Origin of the sequence: Thiomicrorhabdus sp. zzn3, assembly GCF_029767755.1 — a bacterium.
Classification (GTDB): Bacteria; Pseudomonadota; Gammaproteobacteria; order Thiomicrospirales; family Thiomicrospiraceae; genus Thiomicrorhabdus.
On record NZ_JARUQS010000001.1, the window covers coordinates 231,281 to 249,720 of the forward strand.

An 18,440-nucleotide genomic window follows, 5' to 3' on the forward strand; every position below is an offset into this window, starting at 1 on the left:
TTATTCTTAGGTATGTCATAAAACTGAAAAAAGTCATTAACAGTTGTTGACATATCGCTTAAAGAACTTATAATACGCCACATCTTTTTGGCTACATAGCTCAGCTGGTCAGAGCACATCACTCATAATGATGGGGTCCCAGGTTCAAATCCCGGTGTAGCCACCATATTCCTAGAAAGCTAGACAGAAATGTCTGGCTTTTTTCGTTTCTAGGCCCTGTGTTTACTGGTTTGTAGAGATTATTAAGAATTAGTCTCGACAATCAGTTCTGGCAAGTTCTACTCATACGAATGAGTAGGGTTTGAGTAGATTCACTATTCCAGAATGAGTAGACACCATGCTAACAATATCCAAAATCCAACGTCTAAAAAGACCACCTAAACTTGAACGTCATCTTGATGCTGACGGACTTTATCTTGAACTATCACCTTCAGGTTCTAAAAACTGGCGTTACCGCTACAAAAACTTCAATGGCAGTTGGACAATGAAGTCTTTAGGATCGCACCCTGAAACCAGCCTTGAAAGAGCCAGAGAGCTCCGTGATGACTTCAAATCTATCAAGGATTATCAAGAGGTCACTTTCGAACAAGCGGCTCTAGAATGGCTTGATTTTAAAGGCTATTCGAGTGAAAAGAATAAGCAGATTGTTCTGCGGAGAATTGAGAATTATCTACTCCCTGAACTACAGGGAATGATCCTCAGTCATATCCGTCCAAGAGATATTCTTCCTGTGCTCAAACAGCTAGAGGCAAGAGGTTATCTGGATCTAGCAAGAAGAGTCCAGAATATCGCCAGTCAGATATTCAAGTATGGTGTTCAGAATCTCTACTGTGAGTCCAATCCAGCTCAACCCTTACAAGGTTGTACCAAGAAGCCCAAAGTTAAACACATGCCAGCGATAGTTGATGAGAAAGGTTTTGCTGAACTAATCAAAAGCATTGAACTTGCTGAACATCTGATGCCGAGTGTGAAACTATGCCTGCAAATCGCTCCATATGTTTTTCTAAGAAGTGAATCTATCCGAATGGCAAAGCCTGAACACATCGACTTGCAAAATAAACTATGGGTGATACCCAAAGACAAAATGGGGAGGGAGCATTGGATGCCGTTAACTAATCCCATGATTGAAATATTAGAGCAAGCCATTCAACTATCGGATGGGGACTATCTATTCAATGGAGCAAGACCGAGAAAACCTTTGAGTGAGAACACTTTGAATGTTGCTCTGAGATCTATTGGGGTAGATAAAGAAGTCCATGTGTTTCATGGTTTTCGTTCTAGTTTTTCTACTTTAGCTAGGGAGCAATTACGGCTTGCTGACGACCTCATAGAGCTACAACTGGGTCACATTGAAGGTAATAAGGTAAAGGCTGCTTACGATCGCTCTCAGAGGCTTGAAGAGCGTCGAGAGATTATGCAGGTCTGGTCGGATTATCTTGGCAAGTTAAGTAATGGCTAAAAAAGCAAAAGGATTGTTTCAGTTTCTAATAAATAGTTTGGTATAAAGGAGGCTTTGAAACAATTCTTTGGGGTGGATGTGTTTGAACTAGATGAGTTACCAAATGAACCTGTCGATATTGAAGAATTTACAGGGTTTACAGTAGATGTTCTTAACAAGTTAGGGGTATTTGTATCAAATGATACCCCCAAAGTTCTTAAGCAACTTTGTGGTGTGTTAAATTTATCTGTTACCAATCCACGAACAGACAACTTGACTAATAAAAATGTATGGGCTTTTCCTGCTCAAACAGGAGTAGGGAAGTCTGTAGCTTTAACAATTTATGCTGCGATGCTTGGTGGTTCTAAGATGGCCAGTTTAATAGTCGTGTCCAAAGTTGAGGAAGCTAAAAAGTATACAGAAACTATAAATTCTATTAGAAACAGTGAAACTTACGCTTGTTGTCATTACGCCGCAAAGAACAAAGCAGACCAACACCCATACTGGGTCGAACTTGAATTAGAACTAGAAAATTACCCCTGTGCCATCATTACACATAAGCGATATGAAGAACTTGGTTATCGAAATGAAAAAGCACTTGATCATATTCGCAAATACAGAGCATTTGATGGCAGCCTAAAAGATAGAGAGTTGATTGTTATTGATGAAAAGCTCTCTTTTTTCAGTAATACATGTTACGCTAGATGAGTTTAAACGGTTATTAGAATTTTTAGAAAATGCTTTATTGAACTCTCCTGAATCAAAAAAGTTATGTGAGCCAGAACAGTTAAGTCTTCAGTTGCGACAATTGTATGAGTATTTAAAAAGCATTGATTTTAGTACTGACAAGCCTGTCCGTTACATTGATGAATCAACGGTATTTTCTTTTATTGAAAACAAAGATCTCATACCAGAAATTAAATCCGATGTCGTTAAGGAAATCATTGTATCCCGCTTTAACGAAATTTGTGATGAAGTCTCAAAAGTCAGTGGTTTAGGATTTGATAGTTTGCTTACAAAGAGAATACAACAGCGTCTAAATAGAGCATTAAGTATTGCTGACAGGCTAATTAGAATCGCCATAAATCCTAAAGCAGATATGTTTCCAAACTATCAACCCTTTGTGTTCTATAAAACGAATCGGGATTCATATTTATTCAAAGTTAAAAATAGATACAGTGGACTTGGTACTTGTGTTGTCCTAGATGCAACAGCGAGCGTCAATGAGTTTTATAAACTAGCGGATAGAAGTAGTTTTTCCAGAATCGCATTAGTCGATGTGCCTCAAATTCGTCAATACAAAAACCTATCAATATATAAAGCTAAAGGTTTTGGTCAGTCTAGATATGCAATTTTTAATGATGAAGATGTTAGGGACAAAAATATAGAACAATACCTGTCTTTTGCAAAATCGCTACTGGGAAAAGATGACAAGCTTCTAATTATTGGTCATAAAGAGTTCATAGAACACATTGAGCAACACACAAATGATGTGAGGATGTTTTTCACCCATTGGGGAAATCATATTGGTCGTAATGATTGGAATAAATGTAATAAGGTTATGGTAGTGGGATGGAACTACCTTCAACCAATTGAGGATGTATCTAGAATTTACGGAACTGGTACAGGTAGTTTGGATTTGTTTGTTACCAAAGCTATAGATTCAGAAAGAGTTAAACAGTTTAGAATTACTCAGATTGTAGATGATATTGTTCAAGCAGTTATGAGATCTAGGGCAAGAGTCATTTCGACACCTGATTCTGATTGCCAGTCAGCCTCAATATATTTGTTCTATCCTGATAATGAAGAGGGTAGAGAAATTATCCAACTAGTTGAAGAGCAGTTTCCACAAGCTCAGGTGCAAGATTGGACTCCTCAAGGGATAACGCATACTAAAAAGAAATCTAAACCAGAACAAAACGCAGATCTAATTCTAGAAATTCTGGAATCTAAAATCGAATATAAAGAAGAGTCTGGTGAGGAGTTTTGTAGTTGGAAAGATGTTAGGGAAGAATCTGGGTTAAGGACATCTGATTTTAGCAAAGCAGTAAATAGCGAATACTTCGAGGATGGTTTAGCTGCGCTTGGTTGTCGAGTTGAAATGATTAACGGAAAAGATAAAAAGTTCACTTTTTGATTGTTTCATTTTTATCGGTGGCTTTTTATTTATATGGAGTTTTGAAACAATTTTTAAGTCTGTGATCAGGTGTGAATCCACTAGATGTGGGGGCAAGAAATTAAAAATTAATTTTTACTAAACAGAATATGTTTGATATTCAAACTATCCAACATAGTTAACTTTTTCAACTTTCTTGACGTACACAAACATACACTTAAATCCATATGTGAAATTTCATGATTTGGTATTAGTTAATTACTTGATAGTTTTTGTTTAAGTTGGAAGGTGTCCCCCCGACAAGAATTCTTTTACCTATCTTTATTACAGCGTTCAGACTATGCCCGTTCCGTTGCTAGGACTTAATGAAGCAGCGTAGCTGATTCGTTAAGGGCTTAGGCATAAGGATAAGGGTGAAGGCTGAATTTGCCTCGTCAGAGGTGAATAGCTATTATTTTAGTATTATTTTTAAGTTTTAAATAACGATAGCTTTACGCAATACGTTTTCGCTTCTTCGAAGCTCATCATCCCTCACACTTAGCCTTATATCCAGTTCTCTCATACATCACTTCGAGCTACGCTCTACGTTCTGTATTCGTTCCTGTCTGACGTCACGTGATCGTGATGACCATTTTCTTTATGGTGCTGTGAGGGCTGGTTGTCTAATTTTTAGAGCAAGTTTAAAGAGAGGCGTACTGATGTATATTGAATCAATGTAGAGAAATGGGCAAATTCTATCTAAGTAGATTATTTGATGCTGTGTTGAGTATTCCCTTTAGGTGTTACCCAAAAGGAATACCTTTAGTTGAGGCGTAAAAATAAACCAAAACTATATAAAATTTACTTCACGGAGTCGCTGAACAGCTACCTCAATGTTTGAAAAGTTAAATCTTTCTAATTTTTCTGGTGACCATTTTTTTATGCAGTTGTAGATATTATCGGTATTTGTAGTGTTTATTTTTTTTGAACAGGAATGGACAGTTGAAATTAACTCCATTCCAAGAGGACTTTCAAATCCAACGATTAGTTTTTCAATTCTTTCTATAGTGTCGAAATATTTTGAAGGTTCTTCGGTAGAGTCTAAAAACTCGCTAGCTTCTGCGAAACTGTGAGCTGGGACCTCAATACTTCGAGTTGAGCCTTGTTCTCTCTCTGCATCAAAACCTTCTATGTATTTTCTTGAATTCAGAGTGAAAAAATGAGATTTGAGTTCTTTTGAAAATGGGCCAAACTTTTCTTCAGAAAAACTTACTTTATAATCTATTCCTGTTTCTTGTAAAAAATAGACAATTTTCTGCATGGATAGATGAGTTATTCTGCCGCCAAAATTTTCTTGGACTTGACCGAATAGTCTTATGAGAACGGCTCTAGGAATGGTCCAAATATTATCTTGTCCTAGGTGTTCAGGCTCAAAATAGTCTTTAGGTTCGTAAATATTAATAGTTACACCTTCAAGCGAAGAAAGCTTTGCAGTTACAACTTTTTTTACATCAGACCACTCTAGTCCGCCGTTACCACATCCAATAGCAGGCATGCTAACTGACTTAATATTCTGTTGTGTTATTACTGAGATGAAATCATTTAGGCCTTGCTCAACATATTCAATTTTAGATTTAGCTCGCCAATGATCTTTTGTCGGAAAATTTATGATAAATTGAGGTTTATTTCCAGCAAATAAATCTTCAGTTTTATACTCATAGACAAACATTTTTCCTGGCACAATGTTTTTTTGTGAACACTGTTTTTTATACTCAGTATAGTTCTCAGGAAATAGATTTTTATATTGTAAAGCAATGCCTTTACCCATGACACCAACACAATTGACAGTGTTTACAATTGCTTCATCATGAGATTCAAATAGATTGCCTTTTTTAAATATTAAAGTCATAACTTAATCTCAATAATAACAGTCGGGTTCAACGTAAACGGGGATCTGCAAGCCGTAATTGGCAAGTTTTTGTCTTAATGTGGCGCCTATTGTATCGTTTTTAACGATAAAAAAGTCAATATGATTCATATCCACTCGGTCTGCTATTAAAAATTCAGCCCCCCTTACAGCTCTTCTATTTTGGTAAGGTGCAGAGTCTCTGTCATGAAAATATCTACATGCCCCATCGTAGCCCTCATTATGAATGGATGCTTTGTATGGATCTTCATTAAATAAGTTCCAGTTAATGTTAGCTTGCTGAACAGTGTCATAAGTTGCAAAAGCAAAGTTGTTACACGCAGAGTTGCTTACTTGGTACTGGTAACCATGCCGATATACATTTTCTAAGTTTAGACCAATAAATACTATGTCATTATTGGTTACACGACCCATATTGGTATTATTAGGGGCTATTAATGATAGATTGCCTTGACTTATGGTAAATGCCATAGGAGTCAATGGTGAGAAATAAAAAGGAACATAATCGTGCAAAGCTCGACCGTTTCCTAAAGTCATATTTCCACGAAATTGATTTATTTGAGCATAACTGACACTGTACTGAGGCTGGTTCATGTAATTTGGTGCGTATAAGAATCCATCAGCTAAAAATGTGTCTAAATTATTTATATGTGTCATTCTGAATATATGACTAGGGTTCATTAATAGTTTGCCGCTCAGTTATTTTTTAGTAAATTGACCTATATTTAGGTTTAGTCTAACGAATCATTAGATTTTTACCAAGTGGTAATTGCTGACAAACAATAAGCCGACGTTGTTTACTTTTAGGGTCAAAAAATTTTATTTTTTGAAATTGAGTTTGGCTAAATTACCTGACAGTCTTTGTTCAAGTTTTGAACTTTTCAGGAGAGAGGTTATGAGTGAGAAAGGAATTGGAATGGGATTTTTTAGTAGGTTGGTAGAATGACTACCGTTGTAGCTTATTTATCAATGCAGGGAACACAGTATTCGGCGGTGAACTTGATAAGTGATAGTCAAGTCAGTTGGAAGGATGAATATGGAAACGTAGTGAAGTATAAATCTTCACAGAAAGTCTTTTCGCTACACCGATCACCAGTGATGTTTGCATATTGTGGAAAATCACTTTTTGGTCTTAATGTGCTTTCTCAGCTGACAACGGCACTTGATTATTCGTCTGATTTTGTCAACGCCCAGAGTATTGAAGAGCAGTCGCAATCTGTGCTGAGTGCATTAAATCTTGCTGCACTTGAATATTCAAAATTATCTGATCTTGAATATACACAAATTATTCATGTTGCCCGATTTGGCGTAGATTTTTTCATGTGTGAATATTCATACAATCCTACCAATAAAAACTTTGAACATAATCTTATTAATGTCGAACCTAAAGAATATGATGATAAAAAGCTTGATAAGGTAATAGAAGTCTGGGGTTCTGGAAAAAAAAGCTTTGATAAGGTTTATCGAGAGATGGTAAAAATGAATGGCAACTTTTCTCGAGTCTATTTCCGCTCTCTAGTGCTCCAGTTGAAGCATCAAGAAGATACTTTCAGTGGAGGAGTGCCCCAGATGATGGTTTTGAACCGAGAAGGGTTGGCTTCTCCAGTAGGCATTCGTTATGGTTCCAAAACATATCTTGCAGGTGCTCCCTATCTTTTCGGAGTTCCGCAGGATAACATCGAGTTTAGAGATGAGTATTATGGGTTTGTTGATTTGCGTGGGAAACCTTTTTCGGGATCTAGAATCTATTCGTTTAAGGATTGGAAGCCCAAGTGATTAAAATGCTGTTGAATTAACATAATAACAAAGATGGTTTTTATCTTTTTATAGAGATTTGAAACAATTCTGATAGGTTTCATGAGTAGAAAAATGAGTAGGGTGTTATAATCTACTCATTCACAGAGTTTAGCTCAGATGATGGTGAAACTGTTGGTTAGAGCATGTACCGCTAACTCGAAGAGTTAGTGGTCTAATGGCACTCATAATGATGGGGTCCCAAGTTCGAATCTCGGTGTAGCCACCACTATTCAAAATTAAGCCGTCTTATGACGGCTTTTTTTATGCCTGAAATAACGATTTCACAGGCTTTTTAGCCTTTTTCTTGTCTAGTAAGTCTTATTTAATCTATTGACAGATCGGCAAAGGTGGCGGTGCTGAAATTTGATTTTTATTCAATACCGTCAAAAATCACTATCTCCCTTTTCAATAAAGTAGCCTGGCTTTGCCTTTGCCCTTAACCAATGTTCAGGTAAAGAACCCGTAAGCTCAGGAAAAGCCAGTCTTATAAGGTTGCAGATAGGATGGTCTTTGTATTCCTGTTTTCTATGGCTGGGTTAAAGTCATGGAGATGTGATTGAACTGCATATGCTTCTCATGAGGCTGTTAATGCCTTATTCAATTCTAGAAACTCCCTTGATTGCGTCTTTTTATGTTTCTTGCTGTTGTCTTGCCTGAAACTTCCCGAATGAGTATTTGCGCCTACAAACTACATACACTCAAACAGATCGTCTTTACGTAAAAGAAAGCAACGTTCTGATCGTTTTTATGGCGAATTTTAAAACGTATCAACCGTGTTATTCGAATATAAAAACGATTGGCAAATTAATTTTTTGTCAATTTTTTTAAAAAAATAAACGGTTTTGAGTGAAAAAACCTCCTGTATTTCACTTGGTTGAAGGGTGTGTATAACCCCCGTTTTTTCGGTGTTTCTAGCCGTTTTTGTCAACTCTAGTTGTTTCCATCCATAGAGAATCTTCAATAAATTCTATCGCGTCTTTCAATTAGTCAATATGCCGTTAACTTTTCTAATATTGCACTCGAATTCAATTCAACTCCAAAAACAAGGAGAGCATAAATATGGCAAGTAAAACGTTTGACGCTGGTGTACAGGATTACCAGCTGACTTATTGGACACCGGACTACACTCCGTTGGATACAGATCTTTTGGCTTGTTTCAAAGTAATACCTCAGGAAGGTGTGCCTCGTGAAGAAGCGGCAGCAGCGGTAGCGGCTGAATCATCAACCGGTACCTGGACCACCGTATGGACTGACTTGTTGACAGACATGGAGTTCTACAAAGGTCGTGCTTACAGAATCGAAGATGTACCTGGTGACAAGAATGCATTCTACGCGTTTATCGCTTACCCGCTGGATCTATTCGAAGAAGGGTCAGTGGTTAACGTTCTGACCTCTTTGGTCGGTAACGTATTCGGATTTAAAGCAGTGCGCTCACTGCGTCTGGAAGATATCCGTTTCCCAATTGCGTTTATCAAGACCTGTGGCGGGCCACCATCTGGGATTCAGGTTGAGCGTGACAAGTTGAACAAATACGGTCGCCCGATGCTGGGTTGTACGATCAAACCAAAACTGGGTCTTTCGGCTAAGAACTACGGACGTGCGGTTTACGAGTGTCTGCGCGGTGGTCTGGATTTGACCAAGGATGACGAGAACATCAACTCGCAGCCATTCCAGCGTTGGCAGAACCGTTTTGAGTTTGTTGCAGAAGCGGTGGATAAAGCGACTGCAGAAACGGGTGAGCGTAAGGGGCACTACCTAAACGTTACCGCAGGTACGGTTGAAGAGATGTTGAAGCGTGCTGAGTTCGCGAAAGAATTGGGTCAGCCAATCATCATGCATGACTTCCTGACTGCTGGTTTCACTGCAAACACCACGCTTGCAAACTGGTGTCGTGACAACGGCATGTTGCTGCACATTCACCGTGCGATGCACGCGGTAATCGACCGTAACCCGCAACACGGTATTCACTTCCGCGTATTGGCCAAGTGTCTGCGTTTATCTGGTGGTGACCACCTGCATACCGGAACGGTTGTTGGTAAGTTGGAAGGTGACCGCGCGTCTACGCTAGGTTTTGTTGACCAGCTTCGCGAATCTTTTGTTCCTGAAGACCGTTCACGTGGTGTGTTCTTTGATCAGGATTGGGGTTCAATGCCTGGTGTTATGGCGGTTGCTTCTGGTGGTATCCATGTATGGCACATGCCTGCGTTGGTAAACATCTTCGGTGACGATTCTGTTCTTCAGTTTGGTGGTGGTACCCAAGGTCACCCTGGCGGTAACGCAGCCGGTGCGGCAGCAAACCGTGTGGCTCTTGAAGCTTGTGTTAAGGCGCGTAACGAAGGTCGTGACCTGGAACGTGAAGGTGGAGACATCTTGCGTGATGCAGCACGTAACAGTAAAGAATTGGCAGTCGCTCTGGATACTTGGAAAGAGATCAAGTTCGAGTTCGATACCGTTGACAAATTGGATGTGGGCTAAGCCTCACTGAATTTGAAAGAATCCTAAAAAATTAAGGAGTTAAAAATGTCAATGCAAACAGATGATTATCGTACACAGTACACGCTGGAAACGTTTTCTTTCCTGCCTGAGTTAAATGCCGATGAAGTTTACGACCAGATCGTTTACATCATCAACCAAGGTTGGACGCCAGCGCTTGAGCATGAAGATCCGGCAAACGCGGCAGCTCACTACTGGGGAATGTGGAAGCTTCCAATGTTTGGTACTCGTGATCCAAATGAAGTTCTGGCAGAGTTGGATGCCTGTCGTCAAGCTTATCCGAATCACTTGATCCGTTTGATTGGGTATGACAACTACACCCAGTGTCAAGGGCACAACTTCGTGGTTTACCGTCCACGCGGAATGTAATTTCGCTAGGTAACTAAACGAATAACGAGTGATTAACGAGTCATAAAGACGAAATAGGAGGCTTTAGCATGAGTGCAAACAATGCTCAAAGCGGTCGAGCCGCAGCTATTGCGCGACGCAAAGCGCAGGTTAACGGAAAGAGTGCTCAGGCAGCTGCTACTGCGGTAGCGCCACGCCGATCTGCACCTGCTCCTGAACCTGTAGCGGCTGTTACTCCTGCGCCTACCCAGCCGTCTCGTCCTCGTCGTCAAGTATCCGCTGCAGCCGCCCCGGTGGCTTCGGCAGCAGGTCGCGAAGCGGCAAAGCGCAAGAGACAGGAGCAGAAGAGCGGTAAGAGTGCAGCAAGTGCGGCAAAGCCAATGCCTCACCCTAAGGCAAAAGCAAAGCAGAAGTCTGAGGAGCTGATTATCGAGCCTCGTCAGGCAAAAGCGGAAAAGCCGGTTAAGCGTCAAGATCGTCGTACTGCGATTAAACCCGAAGCGACAGTTCAGTCTAGTGGACGCCTTCAATCGAAGGCATACCGTCAGGCGCAAGCTAAGGGGAAAGTAGGGCAGGAAGCGTTTAAATCTAAAGGGGGCAGTCAGTCGGGTGCTAAAGCGAAATTGGCCAACCCGGATGCGACTACGCGAGAGATTGCAAAGCAGGTTCGTGCGGAAAGATGTTCTCGTGGAAAAACCTGCTCAACCGGCGCTTCACGCCCAACCCGTCAGCCCAGAAATGGCCAGACTGTCCCACCAAAAGTGGAAGAGTCGCAAACCCTAAGTGGACAGACCGTTTCCGGAACGCAGGTGGGCCAAGGCAAGAAGAAAATGACAGGTGCCGAAACCGGTGCATGTCAATTGGTCAGCGGCTCGGAGTACTTAGGTGCCGAAGAGTTCAAAGGTAATTGTGATATTCAACCTTCCGCAAAGCCGGCGAAGGTCACGCAAACACATACTGCCCGTGGGCAAAGTGTGAGCGGAACCGAAGTGGGGCGTGCTGAAAAAATGACAGGCAACGAAACCGGAACCTGTTCTGCGATTACGGGTACCGAGTATCTGCCAGCGGATCAGAGTCAGATGTATTGTGGGGCCACTCCTGCAAAAGCGAAGGCGACCGGTTTTTCGGTGATGTCTCAGCCGGCACAGCGTAGCGGCAACAAAATCACCGGAGGGGATAATCGTAGCGTTCAATCCACCACGATTAAGCCGAAAACGCCAGCGAAAGCGCCGCAAAAGGTGATGCCGTCGAAAACGGCTCAGGGAAACACTACGACAGGGACTCAGGTGGGTCGCCTGGAAGCGGTGACCGGAGCTGAAAAAGGGGCCTGTAAATCGGTCACCGGAACAGGTTATCAAGGGGTGGAAGAAGTGCAGGCGTGTGATATGCCTGTACCGGAAACGCCTCGTAAGGTAACGGCTTCGGGCACCGGTGGCGGTCAGACTATTACCGGAGATCGCAGTGGCGCCTATTACGGGATGACCGGTGCGGAAACGGGCGATTGTCAGGCTGTTACGGGAACCCCTTATACAGGAATGGAGCAGGCTCAATTCTGTTCGAGTGAACAGCAGTCCGAGATCAAGGCTCGCCAGCGCCAAGGTGTCAATCCTTCAATTTCAGGTGTACAGCCTGGCCCACAAGGATTGACCGGTGCGCAGAAAGGGGCTTGTGAACTGGTGACGGGAACGCATTACCAGGGGGGCGATCAGACCGCTATGGTGTGTGATTCAACCAATGCCGCGGCTCCGGGTGAATCCGATTTTCCAGTGATGATCGGGCAGGTACAGGCTGCACCAGTGATGACGGCTGAGCCCGCTGAGCAAACTGGGTCGAGAATTACCGGGGACGGTTGGGACAGAGGTTCCAAAGTGACCGGGACGGATGGTCCATGGGCGGCACAGCGTAATGCGTCGGTTCGTGGAACAACGAGACAGTCGCCTATGGGGGCTGCCCAGTTTACTCCCGGCGCGATGGCAGAAGTCCCGATGAGCCCGATTACAGGTTCATCAGGAAATACCGATACCGGCGCGAAAGTGACGTTATCCGGTGGCGCGAGAGCGTAATTAAGAAACTGAATATTGGGTGTTTTGTTTGATGAATCGTACAAAAGTAAATCATCGTCAAAAGTCATTGTTTTGGAAGCCGATTGCGCCAAACCCGCAGTGGCAGCAACAGAGTCCGACTGCTCATGGAGTTCGTGCTGAAACGGAAGGATTGGTTCAAAACGGTGGAAGCCAGAGGGTTGAAAACGCTTTGGCCATGACGGGCACCCATCCTTTGGTGAATGAAAGACAAAACCAATGGCTGCGTGAATACGAAGTGGACATCAAATCTCGTTTTGATGAAATTGAAACAACCTTGAAAGAGATTTTGTCGCAGCGCAGCCGGTCAGGTTTTGTCAGCTGGGCAAACCAGCAGCTGTTTGCAAAGTTGGGTGTGACCTTGGCGGAACAGGATTGGCAATCCGGGATTGATTCACAGTCTCAGAAAGCGTTTCAGGTTTTGTATGCGAAGACCCTCTTTGCACAATTTATGAGAATGTCGGAAGACTTCTTTATTAAGGATCCGCTTGCGGGTCAGAAAAAACAAGAAGCAGAACGCATGTTTAGAGAGTCCGGTTTTCATGCTGTAGGGATTGCACCTTGTGCAGATGGACGCCTGGCACACATTCTAAGTTATGTACTCCGCTTACCTTATGCCCTGGTAAGACGTAAGGCGCACGCAGGCGTCATGTTTGATGTTAGCGAGAGCGTTAGAAACTGGGTATTTATAGAACATACGAGGTTTCGTGAAGGGAAGCCGAATTCGGCGGATGAGCCGACACGTTATCTAAAGATTGCGGTGTATCACTTTTCAAAAGCCGATCCGACCCATCAGGGATGTGCGGCACATGGAAGTGATGACCAAAAAGCGGCAGAAGCGGCTTTACAGAAATTAAACGATTTTAGACAGGCGATTGAAAACCGGTTCGGTTGCGGATCGACGGTTCAAACGCTGTTGCTAGGTTTGAATACCGACGACGACAGTTTGAAGATTCATGTGCCGAATGCCCAAGGTGAGGTGAGCTTAGAGCGATTCGTTGAAACAGACCAGCTTTATCAGGCGACAATGAATCTCTCTGTTGGTGAGGCCAATGAGGCATTAGAAACAGCGATTCAAACCGCCAATATGAATGCGCGGGCAACTGCGCCTCAGCCGGAACTGGTTAAATTGATGGCATGGTTGATGGCTAACAATTTTTCGCAGATTGCCTATGTCAACCAGTATGAAAACGGCTGTTACAGCGATCTTGGCCATGCGGAGAGATTCATCGGAGTTGGAAACGGTTTTGAAGAAGTGCAATTGCGTAACCTGAGTTACTACAGCTTTCTCGATACCGTTGAAGAAGGGGTTAATGATGTGGATGTTGGCATCAAGATTTTCAAAGGCTTGAACGTCAAAAGAGGCCTGCCAATCCCGATCATTATCCGCTGCGATTATGACGGCCGCGTTCCTGGATCGAGAGACCGTGCACAATCCAAGGCACTGCGCATCGAGAAGGCCTTGCATAATCGTTACCAGGAGTTGGCAGTATCCGGTTTGTTGCAAACCATGCCGACTCTAAGAGATTTTACCGGCTGCCAGCCAGCCGAAAGGTTACCAGGCCTGTTGGAAATGCCCACTCAGCGCAGAACCGTACAGTAAGGAGGTGAAACGTGAAAATTTATAAAGTCGATAAGACCCTCGTTTCAACAAACCGTATTGCCATGATGGAGCACAAACCGCTGCTGGTGGTGCGCGAAAAGGATGGCGGCACCCCTCAAGTGGCGGTGGATCCGGTGGGCTGTAAACCAGGTGACTGGGTGATTTGTTGTGGTAGTTCGGCGGCGCGAGACGCAACCGGTGTAAAGGGTTATCCGAGTGATCTGACGATTGTTGGCATTATCGACAAATGGGAAGTACCTCAGGATGCAAATACTACAAGTTAAACAACAGTTGGTGTTGACAAGTCGCTTAGAGGGGTTGGGACACTTACCTTTAAAAGCCTTGACAACAGAAACAGGAGAGCTGTTTGTGGCGATGGACCCGATTGGAACCAAAACGGGAGACTGGGTTTTTACTATCGCCAATTCTGCAGCAAGAGATGCCGCAGGCGACAAACGATTATTAACGGATTTAACGGTTGGTGGGATTATTGATAACTGGCAACCAGAACAGAAGTAAGTTTTAAAAGTGAGCAACTCAAAGGAGAAAGTTATGAGTGATTACGGAATTGCGTTGGGTATGATCGAGACCCGTGGTTTGGTGCCAGCGATCGAAGCGGCGGATGCGATGACTAAAGCAGCCGAAGTTCGTTTGGTTAGCCGTGAGTTCGTAGGCGGCGGTTACGTTACTGTAATGGTGCGTGGTGAAACCGGTGCGGTAAACGCAGCGGTACGTGCCGGGGCAGACGCTTGTGAGCGTGTAGGTGACGGTTTGGTAGCGGCGCACATCATTGCCCGTCCACACAAAGAAGTGGAACCGGTATTAACCGTTGAGAAGAAATAAGCTTTAACAGTATTAATTGCGATTTTGCTAGAAGGAGAAAGTTATGAGTGATTACGGAATTGCGTTGGGTATGATCGAGACCCGTGGTTTGGTGCCAGCGATCGAAGCGGCGGATGCGATGACTAAAGCAGCCGAAGTTCGTTTGGTTAGCCGTGAGTTCGTAGGCGGCGGTTACGTTACTGTAATGGTGCGTGGTGAAACCGGTGCGGTAAACGCAGCGGTACGTGCCGGAGCAGACGCTTGTGAGCGTGTAGGTGACGGTTTGGTAGCGGCGCACATCATTGCCCGTCCACACAAAGAAGTGGAACCCGTTTTAACGATTGAACAGAAGTAATTTTCGTCTTAAGGAGAATGTCATGAGTACAGAATACGGAATTGCGTTGGGTATGATCGAGACCCGTGGTTTGGTGCCAGCGATTGAAGCGGCGGATGCGATGACTAAAGCAGCCGAAGTTCGTTTGGTTAGCCGTGAGTTCGTAGGCGGCGGTTACGTTACTGTAATGGTGCGTGGTGAAACCGGTGCGGTAAACGCAGCGGTACGTGCCGGAGCAGACGCTTGTGAGCGTGTAGGTGACGGTTTGGTAGCGGCGCACATCATTGCCCGTCCACACAAAGAAGTGGAACCGGTATTGACCATCGGCAATAACTCTGCAGGCCGAAGCTAATATTTTCTATTGAATCCGAGGGTTAAAAACTTTAACCCTCAATCGGGATTAGGAGGGAGGCATGCATTATTCGTCTAGAATGCCGGGCAGTGTAATGCCGGGTGCAGGCGCTTATCCAAGAGTACCCCAAGCACAAACATCTGTCGCCAACAGCCAGATTTTAGGGTATTTAGGTCGAGCCTTAAGCCTGGAGTTTTCTGCAGGCCAGCATTATCTCGCACAAGCTTCGCTGGCAAAATTTCGCCAAGAAACATCTTATGCCGAAGGTTTCATTACTTTGGCAAACGAAGAATTTCAGCACGCGAATTTAATTACAGATCGTATGGTCGCTCAGGGGGCTTTGCCCGCAGGAAGCGTATTGCGTCCTGCCAGTACGGCCAACAATATTGCAGAAGCTTTGAGAACTTGTGAAGAGCGCGAAATCGCTCTGATTCAACTGTATTCAGAAGCGGTTCAATATTGCGCCAATTTTGGTGCCCAGGAAGACCATGCACTGTTTAGTCGACTGTTGGAAGAAGAACAGTCTCAGCTAATGAGAGTGCAGGCTTGGTTGGATGATTATTTCCGACTGATGTCACAGGCGCATCAGCCCAATAGGAGCTTTGTATGAACAAGCGATGGAAACTGAAAGAGAAACCTGCAAGTATGGAAGCCCGTTTCGAGTTTGACGACTTTGAAACGTTGAGAGCCTTTTTGGATGAGATGGCAGAACAGGCGGAATCCTTGGATCATCACCCCAATATCAGCTTTGGTCGAAATCACGCCTCAGTGATTATCTATGCCAAAACCGAAGCCTTGGGTGAGACCGATTTTGCGCTCGCAACAGGGATTGATGACGGTTTCCAACGCGTGACCAATCATTCTCAAGGAGAAGTAGCATGACGACTTCACAGGATTCGAGTAAGGCAACGACGGCAAGCGCTAATAAGTCGCCTTCAACAACGCAAAAAAAATCGTCGACTCGAGCAGTGGCGACAGCCGCGAGTAGTACGAAAAAAACAACGGCCAATAAAGCAATTGAGCAGTCAGCAAACGGTTCTTCTAAAAAAGAAACGGGTGCATCCGAACATATTGCTGATCAGGTTAAAGCCTTTCCTAGCCGAAGAGTTTGGCCTGATTAGTCGTATTGCGCCTGCTGCAGGCGTTTAACCGGAAGTCTTAGCCGATTGGGCAGTGCCGGTTCTGCCCATTTTACCTTCCCTAAGCCTCTTTTCATTCTGTCAGAATGCAGTCTGTTTTTATGTATACGAATCCATTGACTAAAGTCTATAGCATGAAGAGAAAACTCCAATTTCTCAAAATGACACGAATTCCCTAACATGGTGATTAATGTATGAACGGATGTGTATGACTGCACAAAAGTCATTCGATCGTTTGAGATAGCAGGATGTACGATTTTTTAGGCGCACTCGACTGTTTGATTCGAGATTATGCAATGCGGCAACTGTTAAAGGGAGATGTGTCATGCAATGGTGTGAAGAAGAATATGAAACAGAAACGTGGAGTTTAAGCACACAAACGCCGCAAAATAAACGCGGAGAGGGTGCAAAGCTATCTCAGGTTGGCGTGGAGGCCGGCAACAAGCTGCTGCAGATTATTCCACCGGACGTTTTGGAACAAGACATGATTGAAATCATGCAGATTCACGGTGTCGAGGATTATACCCTCTACGATGCCAGGAAATCCGCTCACGGCGATTCTGCATTGGCTGGGAATAATATTATGTTTATGGCTGAGGTGGATAGAAGTACGCTGGTGCTTCTTCTGGATGAGCTGAATCAATATATTCAAAAAGGTCATGATCTGATGGTGTTTTCTTCCGATGTGGAAGTCATGACGCGTTGTAATTAAGAGTTAAATGATGATGTCTCCAATTATTTTGGCTACAGCCAATCCGCATAAAGTCGCTGAGCTTGCACCACTTCTGGCTCGGGCCGGCTTTGCTTGCAAGCCGCAAACCGATTTTTTTGCGGAAGAAGCGGTAGAGGACGGTTTAAGCTTTGTGGAAAACGCCATTAAGAAAGCGCGTTTCGCTAGTGAAAGAACAGGCCTGCCCGCTTTGGCGGATGATTCGGGACTAGAGGTTGAGGCTTTGGGAGGCTTGCCCGGCATTTACTCCGCCAGATACACGGGGTCAACGGAAAACAGTGATGAGCGCAACTTGTCAAAGTTGTTGGATGATATGACACTGCTGCCTTACCCGCAGAGAAAAGCGCGTTATTCCTGCGCAGTTGTTTATGTTAAGCATGCACAGGACCCGATGCCGTTGATAGGCGTGGGGCACTGGTATGGAGAGATTTTAATGAAACCACGCACCGGCTACGGAATTGGCTATGATGATGTTATGTGGATTCCGGCATTGCTCAAATCGGTGTCGGAAATTCCGCTGGAAATAAAAAACCAAATCAGTCATCGGGCTCAGGCGGTTCAATCCGTCGTTAATCAGCTTAGAGGGGAAGTGGCTCCATGATTGAATTGCGTACTTATGTGTTTCTGGACTCGCTGCAGCCGCAACTGGCGTCTTATATGGGCACGGCCTCTATGGGGTTTTTACCTGTGCCTGGCGACTCTTGTCTGTGGATAGAGGTGGCTCCGGGTATGGCCGTTCATCGTTTATCCGATGTGGCTTTAAAAGCGTCGAATGTTAGATTGGGGCAGCAAATCGTTGAGCGGGCATACGGTTCAATGGTGATTCACCACCGAGATCAGAGTGATGTGCTGGAGGCGGGGGAAAGTATTTTACGACATCTTAATACGCACGAATATGATCGCCAGCAATGCGTTGTGATGTGGAGTGAAATCATTCGCGGAGTCACGCCGGATCATGCCACGTTGATTAACCGGGATAATCGAAAAGGTTCAATGATTCTGCCGGGCCAAAGCATGTTTATTATGGAAACGGAACCGGCCGGCTATATCGTCTATGCGGCAAATGAAGCCGAGAAGGCCGCCAATGTCACCTTGGTGGAGGCGCGCGCTGTTGGGGCCTACGGTCGTTTATTGATGTGCGGTAAAGAGTCGGATATTAATGAAGCGGCCAGGGCGGCAAACGAAGCGCTGGAGCGTCTTACTTGTCGTCCATCAACATAATTTTGATATTTGTCAAATATTTGTATAGAAAGTGAATTATTCTGTACAAGTTGCAATTTA

21 protein-coding genes and 1 tRNA gene are annotated in these 18,440 nt (G+C 44.0%); 20 read left to right on the forward strand and 2 right to left on the reverse strand.

Going from position 1 to position 18,440, the window contains the following annotated elements; all coding sequences use genetic code 11:
* Positions 1 to 89: 89 nt before the first annotated feature.
* From QCB44_RS01000 to QCB44_RS01015, 4 genes are all read left to right on the forward strand, one after another.
* Positions 90 to 166, forward strand: a tRNA-Met gene (locus QCB44_RS01000).
* Positions 167 to 337: 171 nt separating this feature from the next.
* Positions 338 to 1,459: an integrase arm-type DNA-binding domain-containing protein gene (locus QCB44_RS01005; RefSeq protein WP_279407392.1), complete on the forward strand. Its 1,122-nt coding sequence runs from the start codon at positions 338 to 340 to the stop codon at positions 1,457 to 1,459.
* A gap of 78 nt (positions 1,460 to 1,537) precedes the next feature.
* The gene (locus QCB44_RS01010) at positions 1,538 to 2,146 is read left to right on the forward strand and encodes a hypothetical protein (protein WP_279407394.1); all 609 of its coding nucleotides are present in this window, start codon (positions 1,538 to 1,540) and stop codon (positions 2,144 to 2,146) included.
* A complete protein-coding gene (locus QCB44_RS01015) occupies positions 2,103 to 3,575 on the forward strand; it encodes a hypothetical protein (RefSeq protein ID WP_279407396.1) in 1,473 nt (490 codons plus the stop codon). Before QCB44_RS01010 ends, QCB44_RS01015 begins: the two co-directional genes overlap by 44 nt.
* 808 nt (positions 3,576 to 4,383) lie before the next feature.
* On the opposite strand, the gene QCB44_RS01020 is transcribed toward QCB44_RS01015, so the two are convergent.
* Together QCB44_RS01020 and QCB44_RS01025 are read right to left on the reverse strand one after the other, a co-directional pair.
* Complete coding sequence (locus tag QCB44_RS01020; RefSeq protein ID WP_279407398.1) at positions 4,384 to 5,442, reverse strand: macro domain-containing protein; 1,059 nt, start codon at positions 5,440 to 5,442, stop codon at positions 4,384 to 4,386.
* A gap of 9 nt (positions 5,443 to 5,451) precedes the next feature.
* Positions 5,452 to 6,141: a DarT ssDNA thymidine ADP-ribosyltransferase family protein gene (locus QCB44_RS01025; protein WP_347710079.1), complete on the reverse strand. Its 690-nt coding sequence runs from the start codon at positions 6,139 to 6,141 to the stop codon at positions 5,452 to 5,454.
* 261 nt (positions 6,142 to 6,402) lie between these two features.
* Here QCB44_RS01025 and QCB44_RS01030 point away from each other — a divergent pair, with 261 nt between their 5' ends.
* The 16 genes from QCB44_RS01030 (at position 6,403) to QCB44_RS01105 (ending at position 18,380) form a co-directional block, all read left to right on the forward strand.
* Positions 6,403 to 7,236: a hypothetical protein gene (locus QCB44_RS01030; RefSeq protein ID WP_279407399.1), complete on the forward strand. Its 834-nt coding sequence runs from the start codon at positions 6,403 to 6,405 to the stop codon at positions 7,234 to 7,236.
* 1,080 nt (positions 7,237 to 8,316) lie between these two features.
* Positions 8,317 to 9,732 carry a form I ribulose bisphosphate carboxylase large subunit gene (locus QCB44_RS01035; RefSeq protein WP_279407400.1) on the forward strand — a complete coding sequence of 472 codons (1,416 nt, stop codon included), beginning with the start codon at positions 8,317 to 8,319 and terminating at the stop codon, positions 9,730 to 9,732.
* Between the two features lie 45 nt (positions 9,733 to 9,777).
* Entirely contained in the window at positions 9,778 to 10,119 is a 342-nt protein-coding gene (locus QCB44_RS01040) for a ribulose bisphosphate carboxylase small subunit (RefSeq protein WP_279407401.1), read from the forward strand.
* A gap of 68 nt (positions 10,120 to 10,187) precedes the next feature.
* A complete protein-coding gene (locus QCB44_RS01045; RefSeq protein WP_279407403.1) occupies positions 10,188 to 12,161 on the forward strand; it encodes a CsoS2 family carboxysome shell protein in 1,974 nt (657 codons plus the stop codon).
* Between the two features lie 31 nt (positions 12,162 to 12,192).
* Positions 12,193 to 13,782: a carboxysome shell carbonic anhydrase gene (locus QCB44_RS01050; protein WP_279407405.1), complete on the forward strand. Its 1,590-nt coding sequence runs from the start codon at positions 12,193 to 12,195 to the stop codon at positions 13,780 to 13,782.
* An 11-nt stretch (positions 13,783 to 13,793) separates the two neighbouring features.
* A complete protein-coding gene (locus QCB44_RS01055) occupies positions 13,794 to 14,066 on the forward strand; it encodes a carboxysome peptide A (RefSeq protein ID WP_279407407.1) in 273 nt (90 codons plus the stop codon).
* A complete protein-coding gene (locus tag QCB44_RS01060; RefSeq protein WP_279407409.1) occupies positions 14,047 to 14,301 on the forward strand; it encodes a carboxysome peptide B in 255 nt (84 codons plus the stop codon). The genes QCB44_RS01055 and QCB44_RS01060 overlap by 20 nt, the downstream gene beginning before the upstream one ends.
* 33 nt (positions 14,302 to 14,334) lie before the next feature.
* The gene (locus QCB44_RS01065) at positions 14,335 to 14,625 is read left to right on the forward strand and encodes a BMC domain-containing protein (RefSeq protein WP_279407411.1); all 291 of its coding nucleotides are present in this window, start codon (positions 14,335 to 14,337) and stop codon (positions 14,623 to 14,625) included.
* A 43-nt stretch (positions 14,626 to 14,668) separates the two neighbouring features.
* Positions 14,669 to 14,959: a BMC domain-containing protein gene (locus tag QCB44_RS01070; protein WP_185979143.1), complete on the forward strand. Its 291-nt coding sequence runs from the start codon at positions 14,669 to 14,671 to the stop codon at positions 14,957 to 14,959.
* Positions 14,960 to 14,981: 22 nt separating this feature from the next.
* Positions 14,982 to 15,290 carry a BMC domain-containing protein gene (locus QCB44_RS01075; protein ID WP_279407415.1) on the forward strand — a complete coding sequence of 103 codons (309 nt, stop codon included), beginning with the start codon at positions 14,982 to 14,984 and terminating at the stop codon, positions 15,288 to 15,290.
* A 61-nt stretch (positions 15,291 to 15,351) separates the two neighbouring features.
* Complete coding sequence (locus QCB44_RS01080) at positions 15,352 to 15,900, forward strand: ferritin-like domain-containing protein (RefSeq protein ID WP_279407417.1); 549 nt, start codon at positions 15,352 to 15,354, stop codon at positions 15,898 to 15,900.
* Positions 15,897 to 16,172 carry a 4a-hydroxytetrahydrobiopterin dehydratase gene (locus QCB44_RS01085; protein ID WP_279407419.1) on the forward strand — a complete coding sequence of 92 codons (276 nt, stop codon included), beginning with the start codon at positions 15,897 to 15,899 and terminating at the stop codon, positions 16,170 to 16,172. Before QCB44_RS01080 ends, QCB44_RS01085 begins: the two co-directional genes overlap by 4 nt.
* Entirely contained in the window at positions 16,169 to 16,411 is a 243-nt protein-coding gene (locus QCB44_RS01090) for a hypothetical protein (RefSeq protein ID WP_279407421.1), read from the forward strand. The genes QCB44_RS01085 and QCB44_RS01090 overlap by 4 nt, the downstream gene beginning before the upstream one ends.
* 343 nt (positions 16,412 to 16,754) lie before the next feature.
* Positions 16,755 to 17,141 carry a hypothetical protein gene (locus tag QCB44_RS01095; RefSeq protein WP_279407422.1) on the forward strand — a complete coding sequence of 129 codons (387 nt, stop codon included), beginning with the start codon at positions 16,755 to 16,757 and terminating at the stop codon, positions 17,139 to 17,141.
* A gap of 7 nt (positions 17,142 to 17,148) precedes the next feature.
* Positions 17,149 to 17,760, forward strand: a complete 612-nt coding sequence (gene rdgB / locus QCB44_RS01100; RefSeq protein WP_347710080.1) for an RdgB/HAM1 family non-canonical purine NTP pyrophosphatase — start codon at positions 17,149 to 17,151, stop codon at positions 17,758 to 17,760.
* The gene (locus QCB44_RS01105; RefSeq protein ID WP_279407424.1) at positions 17,757 to 18,380 is read left to right on the forward strand and encodes a BMC domain-containing protein; all 624 of its coding nucleotides are present in this window, start codon (positions 17,757 to 17,759) and stop codon (positions 18,378 to 18,380) included. The genes rdgB and QCB44_RS01105 overlap by 4 nt, the downstream gene beginning before the upstream one ends.
* The last annotated feature ends 60 nt before the right edge of the window (positions 18,381 to 18,440 follow it).